15 protein-coding genes are annotated in these 14,011 nt (G+C 53.9%); 4 read left to right on the top strand and 11 right to left on the bottom strand.

Annotated elements, in window-relative coordinates; translation table 11 throughout:
* Positions 1 to 21 precede the first annotated feature (21 nt).
* The 4 genes from BSEL_RS03725 to BSEL_RS03710 form a co-directional block, all read right to left on the bottom strand.
* Positions 22 to 894, bottom strand: coding sequence for an N-formylglutamate amidohydrolase (locus tag BSEL_RS03725; RefSeq protein ID WP_013171671.1), 873 nt, complete (start codon positions 892 to 894; stop codon positions 22 to 24).
* Positions 895 to 899: 5 nt separating this feature from the next.
* Positions 900 to 3,044: a M20/M25/M40 family metallo-hydrolase gene (locus BSEL_RS03720; protein ID WP_013171670.1), complete on the bottom strand. Its 2,145-nt coding sequence runs from the start codon at positions 3,042 to 3,044 to the stop codon at positions 900 to 902.
* Positions 3,045 to 3,048: 4 nt separating this feature from the next.
* A complete protein-coding gene (locus tag BSEL_RS03715; RefSeq protein WP_013171669.1) occupies positions 3,049 to 4,674 on the bottom strand; it encodes a gamma-glutamyltransferase family protein in 1,626 nt (541 codons plus the stop codon).
* A 218-nt stretch (positions 4,675 to 4,892) separates the two neighbouring features.
* A complete protein-coding gene (locus BSEL_RS03710) occupies positions 4,893 to 5,471 on the bottom strand; it encodes an NAD(P)/FAD-dependent oxidoreductase (protein ID WP_013171668.1) in 579 nt (192 codons plus the stop codon).
* A 264-nt stretch (positions 5,472 to 5,735) separates the two neighbouring features.
* Here BSEL_RS03710 and BSEL_RS03705 point away from each other — a divergent pair, with 264 nt between their 5' ends.
* Positions 5,736 to 5,948: a hypothetical protein gene (locus BSEL_RS03705; protein ID WP_041581714.1), complete on the top strand. Its 213-nt coding sequence runs from the start codon at positions 5,736 to 5,738 to the stop codon at positions 5,946 to 5,948.
* A gap of 143 nt (positions 5,949 to 6,091) precedes the next feature.
* Complete coding sequence (locus BSEL_RS03700) at positions 6,092 to 6,694, top strand: hypothetical protein (protein ID WP_013171667.1); 603 nt, start codon at positions 6,092 to 6,094, stop codon at positions 6,692 to 6,694.
* Positions 6,695 to 6,762: 68 nt separating this feature from the next.
* On the opposite strand, the gene BSEL_RS03695 is transcribed toward BSEL_RS03700, so the two are convergent.
* The 3 genes from BSEL_RS03695 to BSEL_RS03685 all read right to left on the bottom strand — a co-directional run bounded on the left by BSEL_RS03695 (position 6,763) and on the right by BSEL_RS03685 (position 8,364).
* Positions 6,763 to 7,161: a hypothetical protein gene (locus BSEL_RS03695; RefSeq protein WP_013171666.1), complete on the bottom strand. Its 399-nt coding sequence runs from the start codon at positions 7,159 to 7,161 to the stop codon at positions 6,763 to 6,765.
* A 31-nt stretch (positions 7,162 to 7,192) separates the two neighbouring features.
* Positions 7,193 to 7,744: a YcxB family protein gene (locus BSEL_RS03690; protein ID WP_013171665.1), complete on the bottom strand. Its 552-nt coding sequence runs from the start codon at positions 7,742 to 7,744 to the stop codon at positions 7,193 to 7,195.
* Positions 7,745 to 7,899: 155 nt separating this feature from the next.
* Positions 7,900 to 8,364 carry a CBS domain-containing protein gene (locus BSEL_RS03685; RefSeq protein ID WP_013171664.1) on the bottom strand — a complete coding sequence of 155 codons (465 nt, stop codon included), beginning with the start codon at positions 8,362 to 8,364 and terminating at the stop codon, positions 7,900 to 7,902.
* A gap of 228 nt (positions 8,365 to 8,592) precedes the next feature.
* On the opposite strand from BSEL_RS03685, the gene BSEL_RS18325 reads away from it, so the two are divergent.
* On the top strand, positions 8,593 to 8,700 hold the full coding sequence (locus BSEL_RS18325; RefSeq protein ID WP_083769503.1) for an Rpn family recombination-promoting nuclease/putative transposase: 108 nt from the start codon (positions 8,593 to 8,595) through the stop codon (positions 8,698 to 8,700).
* A gap of 89 nt (positions 8,701 to 8,789) precedes the next feature.
* Positions 8,790 to 9,434 carry an Rpn family recombination-promoting nuclease/putative transposase gene (locus tag BSEL_RS03680; RefSeq protein WP_177304808.1) on the top strand — a complete coding sequence of 215 codons (645 nt, stop codon included), beginning with the start codon at positions 8,790 to 8,792 and terminating at the stop codon, positions 9,432 to 9,434.
* A 92-nt stretch (positions 9,435 to 9,526) separates the two neighbouring features.
* Here the strand turns inward: BSEL_RS03680 and purD are convergent, their stop codons facing one another.
* The 4 genes from purD to purM are packed head-to-tail and all read right to left on the bottom strand — an operon-like array spanning position 9,527 to position 14,011.
* Complete coding sequence (gene purD, locus BSEL_RS03675) at positions 9,527 to 10,795, bottom strand: phosphoribosylamine--glycine ligase (RefSeq protein WP_013171663.1); 1,269 nt, start codon at positions 10,793 to 10,795, stop codon at positions 9,527 to 9,529.
* 59 nt (positions 10,796 to 10,854) lie between these two features.
* A complete protein-coding gene (gene purH, locus BSEL_RS03670) occupies positions 10,855 to 12,393 on the bottom strand; it encodes a bifunctional phosphoribosylaminoimidazolecarboxamide formyltransferase/IMP cyclohydrolase (protein WP_013171662.1) in 1,539 nt (512 codons plus the stop codon).
* Complete coding sequence (purN, locus tag BSEL_RS03665; protein ID WP_013171661.1) at positions 12,390 to 12,968, bottom strand: phosphoribosylglycinamide formyltransferase; 579 nt, start codon at positions 12,966 to 12,968, stop codon at positions 12,390 to 12,392. Before purN ends, purH begins: the two co-directional genes overlap by 4 nt.
* Positions 12,965 to 14,011, bottom strand: a complete 1,047-nt coding sequence (gene purM / locus BSEL_RS03660) for a phosphoribosylformylglycinamidine cyclo-ligase (RefSeq protein ID WP_013171660.1) — start codon at positions 14,009 to 14,011, stop codon at positions 12,965 to 12,967. The genes purN and purM overlap by 4 nt, the downstream gene beginning before the upstream one ends.

Genomic DNA, 14,011 nt, shown 5'->3' with positions numbered 1-14,011 from the left:
TGAAATCGTGCCATCCTGTATTTACGAAATATCCGCTTCCGCAGTTGTTGTGACGGTTACCGTCTCTTCAATCAGCGCTTCGAAGACGGCTGCGAGCGTCTCATTAATCGCCTTCAGCCGTGCCTCCTGTTCCTCATCAAGAACGAGCGGGCCTTCATGGGTCTGTGGCAGATAGAGTCTGCGGTTGATCTCGAGCTGAATCCACGGGATCGGGCCCGCTGCGCCGTGTTTCCGGGTCATGTATCCTCCGGAAAAAGGCTGGTTCATGGTCACAAACGGCGTTTGGCCGTGATCCCCGATCCACGCCTCGACAAGGGGGCCGAAATGCTCCTGCAAGAGGCGTTTGAACGTCTGCATCATCTCCACGGGAGCCGTGATCGGTTCGTTGACAAACTCACCGGACTCCGAACCGCGGTTCCCGATGCAAAACAGCGGCCGTTGCTCCCAAAGATGAGTCCCTTTAACCGGCCCGATGTCGAGCATCGAATGTCCGTCGATCCCCAGTACGAGTCCCGGCATTTGCGAGGCCTCCGTAACCCGCTCGTGGTATGGATCGTAGTAGGCACCGATGACGTGGGCGGTCTCCGCTTCCGTCAGACCGTCCGCCTCTCTCCAGACCTGTTCTTCATTCACGGAAAGGGTTTTAACGATGCCGTCGGGATTCCCGGGCGGGGTGTCGCCTTTTTCCCGGTTCAAGTCAACGACGAGTCGGGAGATATCCGTATCAATGAACGCCGCCACCCGGTCTTTCAGATCAAAGATCTCCCGGGTCCATGTGTCACTGTCCCGCAGAACAGCCTGTTCATCAAGGAGAAGCCTGTCTTTGAACGGTGCGGGAATCACGGTGCCGCCATGGGGCACAGACAGGACGATGGGCAGCTTGTCTTTGTTCATCTTGATCACTCTCCTTCAAGGTAAAGGGCCAAAAGCAACGTACGCTGGGCGAGTTCGCGGCGGTGCAGCGCTTCATTCGGTGTAAACAGATCCTTGCTTGCCGGGGCGAAACCGCAGACAGCCGGAATTTTCGCGGGAACCGCCCCCGCGGCGCTCGGCAACAAGCTTGATTCTGTACCGAACGGGATATTCCAGGCTTCACTGAGTGCTTCTAGCCGGTCCCGGAGCGGATGCTGTTTCTTTTTCGTCATCGGCTTACGGTCGACAATTTCTTCGACATACGTGCGAATCGATGAACCATTATTTTTAAAGGCTTCCCGAAGCTTTTTCTCCGCGTCTTTTGCCAGATCCTGATCGAGGTACGTAATAGAGAACGTTGCGTTCACCCGGTGCGGCATGAGGACACTGTAGCGTTCGCTTTTCACGTCCTGCACGGCAACGGCGAGCTTTTTCCGACGGTTTGACAGCGACTGCAGGTCATCGGCCTGTTTGACGAAATAGCTGAGAACGTCCTGTTCTTTCGTCGATTTGCCCATACGGACCGGGTCCCCTTCGACGATGACGTTAAACTGCTTGAAGCCGCGGCGCTGATCGACGATCTTGCCATCCGTGAAGCCAGGCTGCAGCACGATGACTTCACCTGCCTTCTCCGCCGCTTTCTCAAACATCGGGGTGCTGTATCGCATGCCCCGCCCTTCATCGGCATAGAAGAAGACGCCGATTTTTTTCGACTGGAGCTTTTTCGTCTCTTTCAGGGCCGCCAGGGCGTGCATGAGTGTTGTCAGTCCGCCGCGGCTTGATGCCACGCCTTCCCCGTACACCCACTCCTGTTCAGTGCGGTACGGCACCGGGTAGCCGGTGCGGTTTCCCGGGACATCGATCGGGACAACGAGAAGCGTCCCGCCTTCAAAGCCTTTCCTCGTCTCCCACGTCCAGGCGGAGCGGCCGTTCGTAAAGTCGTTGTTCAGCTGAAGACCGAGCTTCGTGCAGCGCTCTGTAACTTTCTTTCGGACCGCACTCAGTCCGACGGCGTCTTCCGTGCGGCTCGACATGTTCGTCCACATTTTGAGATCCTTCTCGAGGCGGGAGCGGTTCTTCGTAATGGTCTCAAAGAGATCCATGCCTTTTTTCTCTCCCGACTCATCGGCGGTGATGACGAACTGCGGACCGAAGTACCGTTCACTCGTCACCTCAACGATGCGGTTCATAATCTCCGCATAGCTCATGCCGAGCGTCTGGGCGGCATAGACAAACGAACCGTCCGCTCCGAGTGAGGCCATGGAATTGACCTCAAGAATATACGGATTGCCGTTCTTGTCGATCCGGAAATCGACCCGGGCGGTGTCAAAGCAGTTCAGGGCATGGAACGTATCAATGGCAAGCTGTTTGACTTTTTCCATCAGCTCGTCATCAAGCGGTGCCGGGCAGACTTTCTGCACACGGCTCCCCTGACCGCTCGTCTTGTCTTCATATGTGAAGATCTGCGGGCCGTCCCCGAAGACGAGTTCCACCGGCGGCAAGGCTTCCACCGGGTTGTTCCCGAGAAGGCCGACGTTCACTTCCCGGCCTTCGATGTATTCTTCCACGAGCGTCGGGGACTGAAAGGTGTCATAAATCGTCTTGACCCCGTCCCGAAGCTCCTCTTCGTTATGCACAATTTTCAGACCGAATGACACGGCCTCGTTCTTCGGCTTGACGATGAGCGGATACGTCAACTCGGCGGTGATCGGGGAATCCGGCTTCTCAAGCTCGGCAAACCTCGGTGTCGGAAGCCCCTTTTGCAGGAGGATCATCTTCGTGACGACCTTGTCGAGGGCGAGGGCGTGGGTTTCCGGTCCGCTTCCGACGTAAGGGACACCGATCATCTCAAGGATACCCGGCACGTGCATGTAGCGGCCCTTTCCCTGAATGCCGTAGCTCAGGTTGAAGACCAGTCCCGGTCGCTCACCGGAAATAACCGACGGCATGAATTCCTCGAGCTTCGCGATGATGTTTTTGTCCCCTTCAAAGGTCTTGACCTGATGACCGAGGCTTTGCAGGCCGTCTTTGATTTTCTTAATGGTCTCCAGACCGTATTTCTCCCGGTTCGGTGTCCCGAACAAATTGATGACTGCCTGACTTTCACGGTTATACACGATTGCAATTTTCACCTGATCACCCCTGTTTTATAGTATCCGGTCCTTCGGCTGTGCCGTCCCGTCTGGGATCGGCGACACCGACGAACGGCTCGCGCCACCGGATTGGAAGTTGAACGCCTTGCACACAGCCGAGATAAAAGCTGTATGCTCCCCGTTTTTTCATTTCAAAGCCGGCCAGCTCAAGGGCCGTGAGGGTTTCCTCTTTGAACCGGCGTTTTTCAATTAAGAGATCCCCTTCTTCCGACGCGTGAAAACGCGGTGCGGCAATGGCGTCTTCAAGGCTTTCCCCTTTGTCGACGAGCCGGGTAATCACCTGGGCAAGGGCCGTGGAGATTCTTGCACTCCCGGGACTCCCGAGGAGGTAGCGGGGCTTCTTCTTCTCAAAGATCAAAAGCGGCGCCACACTGCTCCAAGGACGTCCGCCCGGGAGGAGATAATACGGATGAGCGGGATCCTTGTATTCAAAGGCGCTCATGTAGTTGTTATAGAAGAAACCGAGATCTTTGGCCATCGTCTTGCTTCCGAACACGAGTTCAATGGACTGGGTGATGCCGCAGGCGTTGCCGCCTTTGTCAACGACGGACAAATGCGTCGTCTCCCCTGACGTCGGCGGCGGAATGAAGGTGTCCGAGAGGGCCCGGTCGTAAATGCCCCGGATCCGCTTGGCAATCTCTTCGGCGTAGCCTTTGTCCACGAGGAGATTGGTTGTCGTCTGCAAATAATGATCCGGGCTCATCGGCATCCGCTTCCGGTAGTTCAAAGCAAAGCGGAAGGAGAGGGCGAGAATGACGGCACCGAGAGGTTCATCCGGATCGAGGTCTTCTGGTGAAAACTGTTCAAGGGTGTTGAGGATCTGCACAAGCACCCGTCCGGCCCCTGGCGGCGGATACGTATAAATATCGAGGCCGCGGTACGTGCTGTGAAGGATTTCCCGCTCGACCGGCAGCGGAATCTGATGCATGTCGACGTCGGTGATCATCCCGCCGCGCCTGGCCATGTCCCGGACGATCGCGTCTCCGATCTCTCCTGTATAGAAGTCCTGCCAGCCCTCTTCGGCGAGGCGCTCCATCGTCTTGGCAAGCTCAGGCTGCACGAGAAGGTCCCCTTCCTTAAGCGGGGCTTTTTTCGTATGGAAATAGTTCTTTACGATAGACGGGTCTTTGACAAGGTGATCCCGTTCTTTTTCGATCATATCCGCAATGAGCTTCGTCACCGGGAACCCGTCCCGCGCCGTTTCAATCGACGGGGCCAGGGTATCCTTCAGGGTCAGTGCCCCGTAGTAATCCTGCAAATAGCCAAGGGTGGCCACGGTGGACGGCACGGTGGACGATGCCAGGCCGAATTTAATCGGTTTCTTCGGATTTTTCTTCGGATGGAGGGAAAACGGCGCCCGGGACGAGCCGTCAAGGGCAAACATTTTATCCTGCTCCTTCAGATAGACGAGAGCCATGGACTGACCGCCGATGCCGGACGCCTGCGGTTCGGATACGCCAAGACAAAAGGCTGCGGCAACCGCCGCATCCACGGCGTTCCCTCCTTCTTTCAATACACGGACGGCGGCTTCTGTCGCCTGGGACGACGCGGTGGAAACCATGCCGTATTTCCCTTCCTGAACGGAAACGGGACGATCACTGTTCATCATGGCGCTGTCCACCTCCTTTGAATGTAAATGTTTTTAATTATAGTCTATAAATGTAAACATAAGGTCTAAAAAAACCTTTCTGCGGACTCGTGTGAGTACCTGCGAAAGGGCTATCCGATTAGATTCATTATAATCCCGCAACAATCAGAAACACAATAAAAAGATTGCAAAAATCTATAATATTTTTGCAATCTTTATCAGTTACTTCCATATACTGTTTAATTGTCATGCCACACGTGAGCTTTACCTTTTTCCTTACTGATGATTTCCATCGCCACCTGCGTGCCCTGACCCGCGGCGATGATGCTTTGCGTCGGCACACCGGACAGAAGTCCTGCCACATAGGCACCTTCAACGGATGTCTCACCGTTCCAAGACCCGCCCTTCACTCTGGAAATTTTGCCGCTTGGCACTGCGGGACTCACTTCCGTATCGATACCGAGATCGTTCAGCGGCTGAAGATTCAGGTTCGATGCAACGATGAGGTAGCGCGCCTGCCATTCTTCTCCGTCACCGGTCACGGCCCGGAAGCCTCCATCTGCCTGACGGATACCCGTCACTTCGAGATCCTCCACGCTCGCACCGAACTCGGCGGCCTGTTGTCTGATTTTGCCGATCAGTACTTTTCCTTCAATTCCTTCAGGGAAGCCCGGATAGTTGTACACCTTACTGATCGGCTTCAACTGCGATTTCCCCTGATCAAACACGGCCGTGTTCAAGCCTGCCTGTCCGGTATAGACCGCCGCAGACAATCCGGCAATGCCACCGCCGATAATCAGTACATCCACTTCTCGCATGATAAACACCCCTCCACGTATGTTGTCCATTTTATTATACACCGGTTTGTCCATCGTTTCATCCTTCAGATGCAAAAACACACTGAGTTTGTGAATTGACGAACGTCTTTTTCGTGACAACATTCACGAAGCACTGATAAATCAGCTTTTTTCGTTTTTTTCAAAAAAATCAGCTCACAGGGGTTTCACAATGTTTTCACGTGGTATATAATACTAACTAAGAAAGCGTTCACAAAACGTTCACATTCCAAGGAGGAATCCCCTATGAATCTCAAAGTCATCGGTATGATCGTCGCTGTTATCAGTGCATCCGTCATTATCTTCATCTATCCATTCGCACATGAAAACCTGACGGCGTTAACGGGGATCCGCTTTACTGCGGCACTCTTTTTCCTTGCCGGTGTCGGCATGGTCGCCGCCCATTTTGAGTCGAAACGCCCCAGGCTTCAGGTAATCAAAGGCAGTCGCGTACTCTGACTTCGTTACCTCTCCCATTTTCTCATATAGACCCCGAGGCATAATCCCTGCTTCGGGGTCCTTTTTTGATTTCATTTTTATATGGAACACGATACACTATAGAAAATGGAACAACTTGTATGCGGAAAGGATTGGGATTTTGCATGAAACACTCCATCATTGCATTCGGACTGATTATCGGCATCGTCGCCTTGACGATGTTCGTCTTTGAAGACGAACCGCCCCCAAGGGACAATGATATCTTCGAAGACGAGGAGCTGAACTTCAGCTATTCACTGCCGGACTTCCTCGATTATGATCTGTTCATGGCACGGATCTATGAGCAGGACACCGGGCCCATTGCCATGGCCACATACGGCAAAGGGGTTGAGGAAGTCATTAGCACCCAACATTACTTTGAAGGGAAAGAGCCTGAGGATCTGTATGTGTACGGCCCTTACAGACGTGAAGAAGATAAAGTGCATCTCACGCAAAGTCACATTGACTCCTGGCCCGGCCCGGACTTCGACGCCCACATCCAGGACCTCGAAGCGAACGGATTCCTGCAGTATGCCTTCGACGGTGAGACTGCCTGGTATCAGTATCATTATGGCGCAGGCGGGTTTGTCGAGCTCTTCATGAAAATTGAAGACACCGTCATGCATGTGTCTTATATGAACATTGGAGATGACCGCTCTCAGGAGAGCATTGAGAACATCACAGAAAATCTGATGCGCATCATCATCGGCGGGATGGAGCCGTCCTGAACGGTTCATCAGCCAAACAGCCCCTGACTGCCGGAACGTCACCGGATCATCAGGGGCTGTTTTTTCTGTTAAGCCTTCGGATCAGGACGCCAGCGGAGCGCGGACCAGTCGTCATCGATGGCCACCTGACGGACGGGACGCAGTCCGATATCTGTGAGCGCCTCCCAGCCATGGTCCCTCGTGACTTCTGACGTATAACGTTTCGACGTCTTTTTCGGATACGAGAACCAAAGCAGCCCATCTTGGGGCAGGTGATGATTCACGACTTCAGCCGCAGCTTTGACGTCTTCTTCCTTCTTTACGAATACGAGCATCGCATCGGCCTGATTCACGTCTTCAGGGAGTTTTTCCTGAAACACAGACACTAAGGACCAGGCTTCCACCAGTTCCGCGAGCGGCTCCGGCAGATTCAGTATCAGGAGGCAGGAGCCTTCTTTGAACTGCAGCTTCTTTTCAATCGGATGCATCTCAGCACCTCGCTTCCATCGTGGTCACACGTTACGTGTGGTTTGCAGGATCCTGTTTTAAGAGCTGTTTATCCGCAGGCATGACTTTGACAAGCAGATGACGGAAACGGTTGATCTGGTCATCTCCTTCAAAAAAATGCTTCGGAATCAGCGCGATCTGTGATTTACCGAGATAGAGCTGAAAGAGTTCTTCCTGCTCTTTGACAAGCGTCACATCCCGCCAGTCAACCGGGGCTTCACTGTCGGCGACCTGCTGGGTGAATCCTTCCTCATTAAAGGAATACGACATCGTCTTCCGGTTCATCCCTTCCCGGAAATACTGACGGTATGCCTGGCGCTGAATGACCATTCTTAGCGTACCTGCAATCAGTGCACCGAAGACGAAGGCCGTGGCAAGCATCAGGCCAAGCGCCTGCACTTCCGTACCTCCGACAGAGTCCGACATATACAACAGGACGAATGTTAATAAAAAGACGAAACTGAAACTCGCGGGAACCACGGATCGCTGGTGATAAAGGGCATGTTTCATGAAGTCCTTTTCTGACAGTTTCCCTGACAGATGCAGTTCAATCGGTTCTGACATATGAATCTTCCTTTCCTGACAATGTTGTCTGCGTTTGGTTTCCATTACAGTTTACCTGTTTCTGCACACGGACGCCATACCGATTCTGCTTTCACATGACAGACAGCCTGTCTGCCGACGAATCGGTGACAGGCTGTCCTGGTCGCAACTTTTTCTCACAAATCCTCCGCCTGATAAAGATGCTTCATAATATCACGTCTTGAGATGATGCCGATGACTTTGCCCTCTTCATCGACAACCGGAAAGCGTTTGATGTTTTTACTGAGCATCTTTGTGGCGATCTGTTCAATGGAATCATCCGGATGTGCCGTGATGACCTCCGTCTTCATCAGATCCCCGATCGTCAGGGACATCGCCTGTTTCAGCTCTTCCATGTATTTCTTTGGACTGTCGAGATAGATCAGTCCCCCGAGAAACTCCAGAACCGCCGGTGACTGAATGTGCGATGCCCGTTTGATGATGTCGCCTTCACTGACCACACCCTGCAGGACTCCCTCGTCATCCACGACAGGCACGCCACTGAAATGATGCTGCAACAGAAGTTTGGCTGTGTCTTCCACTGATGTATCCGGTTTTATCGTTACTGCCTCTTTGGTCATTACGTCTTTTACTGATGCCATACCGATCCCTCCTATACAAATCACGTACCACAATACTTCGACACGCAATCCTGTTTGTCCTGTTTTCAAATTGATCATTCTTCCTTCCAGATACCTGCTTGCAATCACATGTTCGCCATTCTATAATAGAATCACCGAGACAGCCTGGTGAGGGAGCAAGACCCGTTAAGTGGATTCAATCAGAAGCAAGACCCTGATCAGGTACGCACGCCCACTGCGACATTCGAAATGGAAGGTAACGAACCCGGACGCCTTTATCTGCTTTTTGAACACAAGAGCACACCCGATCAGGACATCTGCCTGCAGTTGTTGTCGTACATGACCGAAATCTGGTAAAGAAAACTGGGCTTCTCGCCAAGTATGAATGGCGAAAGCCCTAGTTGCACTTATACTTTACTCATATCGAATGAATCATCTTATATAAAGTGCGAAAGGAAGGCCGTGGCAATCCGCGCACCCTCATCATTCCGATCCTCATCGCGCAGGGTCGAAGACGGTGGAGCCGCTCGACGACGCTGATGGCCGATTTCTTCAGCCATTACAGCGAAGCGCTCCGCGACGACTGCGAACCGTTTATACCGAACTTCCGCTATCTCCTTTACGACATTCAGGAACAGGACGCCGCCGACATGATCCGGCACACGCTTTTGAAGATCACGATTGAACTCATGGCCCTCGTCTTCGAAGAAGACGAATCAAAGCTCGAGGCCCGTATGACCGAGCTGTTGACGATGTCAGAGATCGGGGAAATCAGTGACAGCTACGCCGAACAGGTCCTACGCTTACTCGAATACGTCATGCGGGGCAACCGTCATTTTGATCAAGCGATGTTTGAAACCATCCGTCAGAACGTCACCACTGAAGCCCACGAAGGGAGTGAACTGATTATGAATTTCGCCGATCAGCTCGAACAAAAGGGGAAGCATAAAAAAGAACTTGCAATCTTCCTGAAACTGACACGACGCGGAGAATCGAAAGAGTCGATCATGGATCTGCTTGACCTTGACGACAAGTCGTTTGAGGCGCTCCAGGCCGAAGTCAATGAGATGGACGAAAATTCCGTTGACTGATCTTTCTCAATAAGTATGCCGAATGTGATCAATTCTATCCAAAAAGCAGCCTGACACTGAAATGTGCCGGGCTGCTTTTTTCCGTTTCATCATTAGCTCTTTTTTCTGACATGGTGGGCGATATCTCTCCGGTAAAACAGTCCGTCGAGAGGCGTTTGACCAAGCGTCTCATACGTCCTGGACACGGCCTCATCAATGCCTGGCGCAAGTGTTGACAGAGCTGCCACACGTCCGCCGGCTGTCTGCCACTGTTCATGATGACGTTTAGAACCGGCATGGAACCAGCGTTGTTTGTCTGAAACGGGTACCGGCAGTGTAAAGGTTGTCCCCTTCTTGTACTCACCCGGATATCCCTCTGACGCAATGACTACCGCTGCACAGGCTTCCTCCGTCCAGACAAGATCCGGCTCTTCCCCGGCGAGAACCGCTTCGATCGTATCGGTGAGATCCGACATCATTCTCGGCAGAATAACCTGTGTCTCCGGATCGCCAAAGCGCGCATTAAACTCGATCACCCTCGGTCCGTCCGCGGTGATCATCAGTCCTCCGTAGAGAATACCCGTAAACGGCACACCTTCGTTAACCATCGCCTCGGCCATCGGACGGAGAATGGTCCGTTCCGCTTCCGCCTGCCAGGTACCATCAAGATGAGGGACAGGGGAATAGGCCCCCATGCCGCCCGTATTCGGTCCCTCATCCCCGTCAAAGGCCCGTTTGTGATCCTGAGCTGTGACCATGGGTACAACGGCTGTACCATGGACAAACGCCATAAATGACAATTCTTCCCCTTCGAGGCATTCTTCTATGACCACACGGCTGCCGGCTTCACCGAACCGGTGATCCTGCATCATCGCCGTAACGGCTTCTATCGCTTCCTCTTCTGTTTTTGCAACGACAACCCCTTTCCCTGCCGCAAGGCCGTCCGCCTTCACGACAATCGGCGCACCCTGCTCACGAATGTAAGACATGGCTGCATCAGGGTTTGTAAACGTTGCATAGGCGGCTGTCGGAATGTTGTACTTTTGCATAATGCCTTTTGCAAAGTCCTTCGAGCCTTCAAGCGCCGCGGCGGCCTTCGTCGGACCAAAGACGGTCAGTCCCGCTTCTGTAAAAGCATCGGTCACACCGTCCACAAGAGGAGCTTCAGGTCCGACCATCGTCAGGCCGATCCGGTTTTCTCTTGCAAAAGCCACAAGCTTTTCATGATCGTTCTCCTGGATCGGCACCGACTGGCAGCCGGGCTCCTCGGCGATGGCATCGTTCCCCGGTGCCACATACACCTGCTCAACGCGCTCAGACTGGGCAAACTTCCATGCGAGGGTATGTTCCCGGCCACCTGAGCCGATAACGAGAATATTCACAGGGTTAATCCCTCCTCTTTGATTCGAAATGATGGTATTCCGGCTGGCTCAGCCTTTGATCAGTGCTTAAAATGACGCACGCCGGTCATGACCATGGCAATGCCGTATTCATTTGCCATATCGATGGATTCCTGATCGCGCTTTGATCCTCCTGGCTGGATGATACACGTCACCCCTGCTTTGGCCGCAGCCTCAACCGTATCACTCATCGGGAAGAAAGCGTCAGAAGCCATTACAGCCCCTTTCGCAAGCTCACCCGCCTGCTCGAGGGCAATCTTCGCCGCACCGACGCGGTTCATCTGTCCGGCGCCGACACCGACGGTCATGTCATCTTTCGCAAGGACGATGGCGTTGGATTTCACATGCTTGACGACTTTCCATGCGAGCTTCATCTGTTCGAGCTCACGATCGCTTGGCTTACGGTCTGTCGGGATCGTCGTCTCCACGTCCTCATAGCTGAGCGTATCCGTCTCCTGCATGAGAGCCCCGCCGGCGACGCTTGTCACGCGGCGTTCACTCGGTTTGCTGTTGTCAAAGTCCACGGTAAGAAGCCGCAGATTTTTCTTCTCCTGAAGAATCGCCAGCGCCTCATCGGTAAAGGACGGCGCCACAATGATCTCAAGGAAGATTTTCTTCATCTCTTCCGCCGTCTCTCCGTCAATCTCCCGGTTCGAAGCGATGATCCCGCCAAAGATGGACGTCGGATCTGCATTATAGGCCTTCATATACGCGTCATAGACCGACTGCCCCATCCCGACGCCGCACGGATTCATATGCTTAATGGCGGCAACGGCGGGCTCCGTGAAATCACGGACAACGGCCAGAGCCGCGTCGGCATCATTGATATTGTTATAGGAGAGCTCTTTGCCGTGCAGCTGGGTGGCACGGGAAATAGATGCCGGATTTCCGAGCGGGCGCTCATAAAAAGCCGCCTGCTGGTGCGGATTCTCCCCGTATCGGAGCATTTGCTTTCGGTTGTAGGTGACCGTCAGCTTCTCCGGCGCCTCTTCACCAACCTTACGGGTTAAGTATTCGCCAATCAGCGCATCGTACGCGGCGGTGTGGCGGAAGGCCTTCGCAGCAAGCTTCAGACGGAGAACGCCGCTGATTTCTCCCTCGGAAGCTTCGAGTTCATCTGCGACGGTGTCATAGTCAGCGGAATCGACAATGACTGCGACGCTTTCGTGATTCTTCGCCGCTGAGCGGATCATCGACGGGCCGCCGATATCGATGTTTTCGATGGCATCGTCAAAGGTCTTCTCCGGATTCTCGATCGTTTCCTGGAACGGATAAAGATTGACGATGACATAATCGATGAGGCCGATGCCGTGCTCCTTTAATGCATTCATATGGCCTTCGTTCGCCCGGACACCGAGCAGACCGCCGTGAATCGCCGGGTGCAGGGTCTTGACCCGACCGTCCATCATCTCCGGAAAACCGGTAACTTCCTCGATCCCGAGACACGGGACCCCCGCTTCTTCAAGCTTCTTCTTCGTCCCGCCTGTGGAGATGATCTCCACGTCCTGTTTGACAAGCCGTTCAATAAACGGCACGAGTCCGCTTTTGTCAGATACACTCACTAACGCACGTTTCTTCACTTGACGTTCACTCCCTTTTCAATGAGTTGCTGCAATGTTTTCGGATACAGGCTGTGTTCAATGGTCTGAACCTTCTTCTGAACCGTCTCCCGGGTATCGGATTCATGAATCCGGACCGCTTCCTGGGCAATGATCGGGCCTGTATCCATCCCTTCATCAACGTAATGAAGGGTCACTCCTGTCAGTTTAACACCTGCGTCAAAGGCCTGGCCAATGGCATCGAGTCCGGGGAACGCAGGCAACAGCGACGGATGAATGTTCATTATCCGTCGCGGATAGGCGCCAAGGAGCACCGGACCGATAAGGCGCATGTAGCCGGCAAGGGCGATGAAATCCGCTCCTTTTTTCTTCAGTTCTGACAGTATCGCGCGCTCGAAGGCTGCTTTCCCGTCGTAGGCTTTCGGGTCGAAGCTGAACACGGGAATGTCTTTCGCAGCCGCCCGTCCTTCCACAAGGGCACCCGGGCGATCGCAGACGAGCAGAACAATTTCCGCATCGAGACGGCCTTCTTCCACCGCTTCTGCGAACGCCTGAAAATTACTCCCGCTCCCTGAGGCGAATACGGCGAGCTTCATGAACGCCACGCTCCCTTCACGACCAGGTCTTCGTCCGTTTTCCTGACGACTCTGCCGATTACCCACGGTGTTTCCCCTGTTTCTTTCAGGGTCTCCGTAACCGATGCGAGACGGCCTTCACCGACGGCAAGCACCATTCCGACCCCCGTATTAAAGGTGGACAGGAGGTCTTCCTGCGTCAGATCCCCCGCTTCTTGCATCCACTGAAACACAGGAGGCAGCGCCCATGTGCCAAGGTCGATTTCCGCAGCCAATTTCTCCGGCAACATCCGCGGCAGGTTCTCCATCAGGCCGCCGCCTGTGATATGGGAAGCAGCATGAATTTCCTCTGTCCCGAGAAACGGTTTGAAGGCGTTCGTATAAATACGCGTCGGCGTTAACAGCGATGCCCCCACGGACTCATTCGGGGCCCAGGGCGCAGGATCATTGAATGAAAGAGAGGCCTCCTGAATCAATTTTCGGACGAGGGAGAACCCGTTACTGTGAATCCCTGAAGACGTGAGCGCAAGAAGCGCGTCTCCCTCTTTGACACGACCGGCTCCCCAGATGGCGCTTTTCTCGGCGCAGCCGACGGTGAAGCCGGCCATGTCGTATTCGTCCGGGTCATACATGCCCGGCATCTCTGCCGTTTCACCGCCGATGAGGGCGGCGCCTGCTTCTTTGCAGCCTGCGGCGACGCCTGCGACGAGCTGTTCCACGACGGCAGGGTCGTTTTTGCCAAGGGCCAGATAATCGAGAAAGAAAAGCGGTTCTGCGCCCTGCACGAGAATATCATTCACACACATCGCCACGCAGTCGATGCCGATGGTGTCATGCTTTTGCATCTTTTGGGCGATCATCAGCTTCGTACCGACGCCGTCTGTCCCCGATACGAGGACCGGTTCTTTAAACCCGGAGCCGCTCAGGTCAAACATCCCACCGAAACCGCCAAGGCTCCCGATGACCTCCGGACGTATTGTTGAACGGACATGGCCGCCGATCCGTTTTACGGCTTCATAGCCGGCTTCGATATTGACACCCGCCTGTTCGTAGGCTTTCGACAT

The organism is [Bacillus] selenitireducens MLS10, from assembly GCF_000093085.1.
Lineage (GTDB): Bacteria > Bacillota > Bacilli > Bacillales > Salisediminibacteriaceae > Salisediminibacterium > Salisediminibacterium selenitireducens.
The sequence above is the reverse complement of the archived record's forward strand: the minus strand, read 5'-3'. Positions and strand labels throughout refer to the sequence as shown.

Bases quoted from the DNA above. Each gene is read 5' to 3' on its own strand.
- BSEL_RS03695 (WP_013171666.1), bottom strand. From the start codon at position 7,161: ATGCATCCGATTGAAAAGAAGCTGCAGTTCAAAGAAGGCTCCTGCCTC.
- BSEL_RS03715 (WP_013171669.1), bottom strand. From the start codon at position 4,674: ATGATGAACAGTGATCGTCCCGTTTCCGTTCAGGAAGGGAAATACGGC.
- purN (WP_013171661.1), bottom strand. From the start codon at position 12,968: ATGAAGCTCGCCGTATTCGCCTCAGGGAGCGGGAGTAATTTTCAGGCG.
- purM (WP_013171660.1), bottom strand. From the start codon at position 14,011: ATGTCGAAAGCCTACGAACAGGCGGGTGTCAATATCGAAGCCGGCTAT.
- BSEL_RS03700 (WP_013171667.1), top strand. From the start codon at position 6,092: ATGAAACACTCCATCATTGCATTCGGACTGATTATCGGCATCGTCGCC.
- BSEL_RS03690 (WP_013171665.1), bottom strand. From the start codon at position 7,744: ATGTCAGAACCGATTGAACTGCATCTGTCAGGGAAACTGTCAGAAAAG.
- BSEL_RS03685 (WP_013171664.1), bottom strand. From the start codon at position 8,364: ATGGCATCAGTAAAAGACGTAATGACCAAAGAGGCAGTAACGATAAAA.
- BSEL_RS03710 (WP_013171668.1), bottom strand. From the start codon at position 5,471: ATGCGAGAAGTGGATGTACTGATTATCGGCGGTGGCATTGCCGGATTG.
- BSEL_RS03705 (WP_041581714.1), top strand. From the start codon at position 5,736: ATGAATCTCAAAGTCATCGGTATGATCGTCGCTGTTATCAGTGCATCC.
- BSEL_RS18325 (WP_083769503.1), top strand. From the start codon at position 8,593: ATGGAAGGTAACGAACCCGGACGCCTTTATCTGCTTTTTGAACACAAG.
- BSEL_RS03725 (WP_013171671.1), bottom strand. From the start codon at position 894: ATGAACAAAGACAAGCTGCCCATCGTCCTGTCTGTGCCCCATGGCGGC.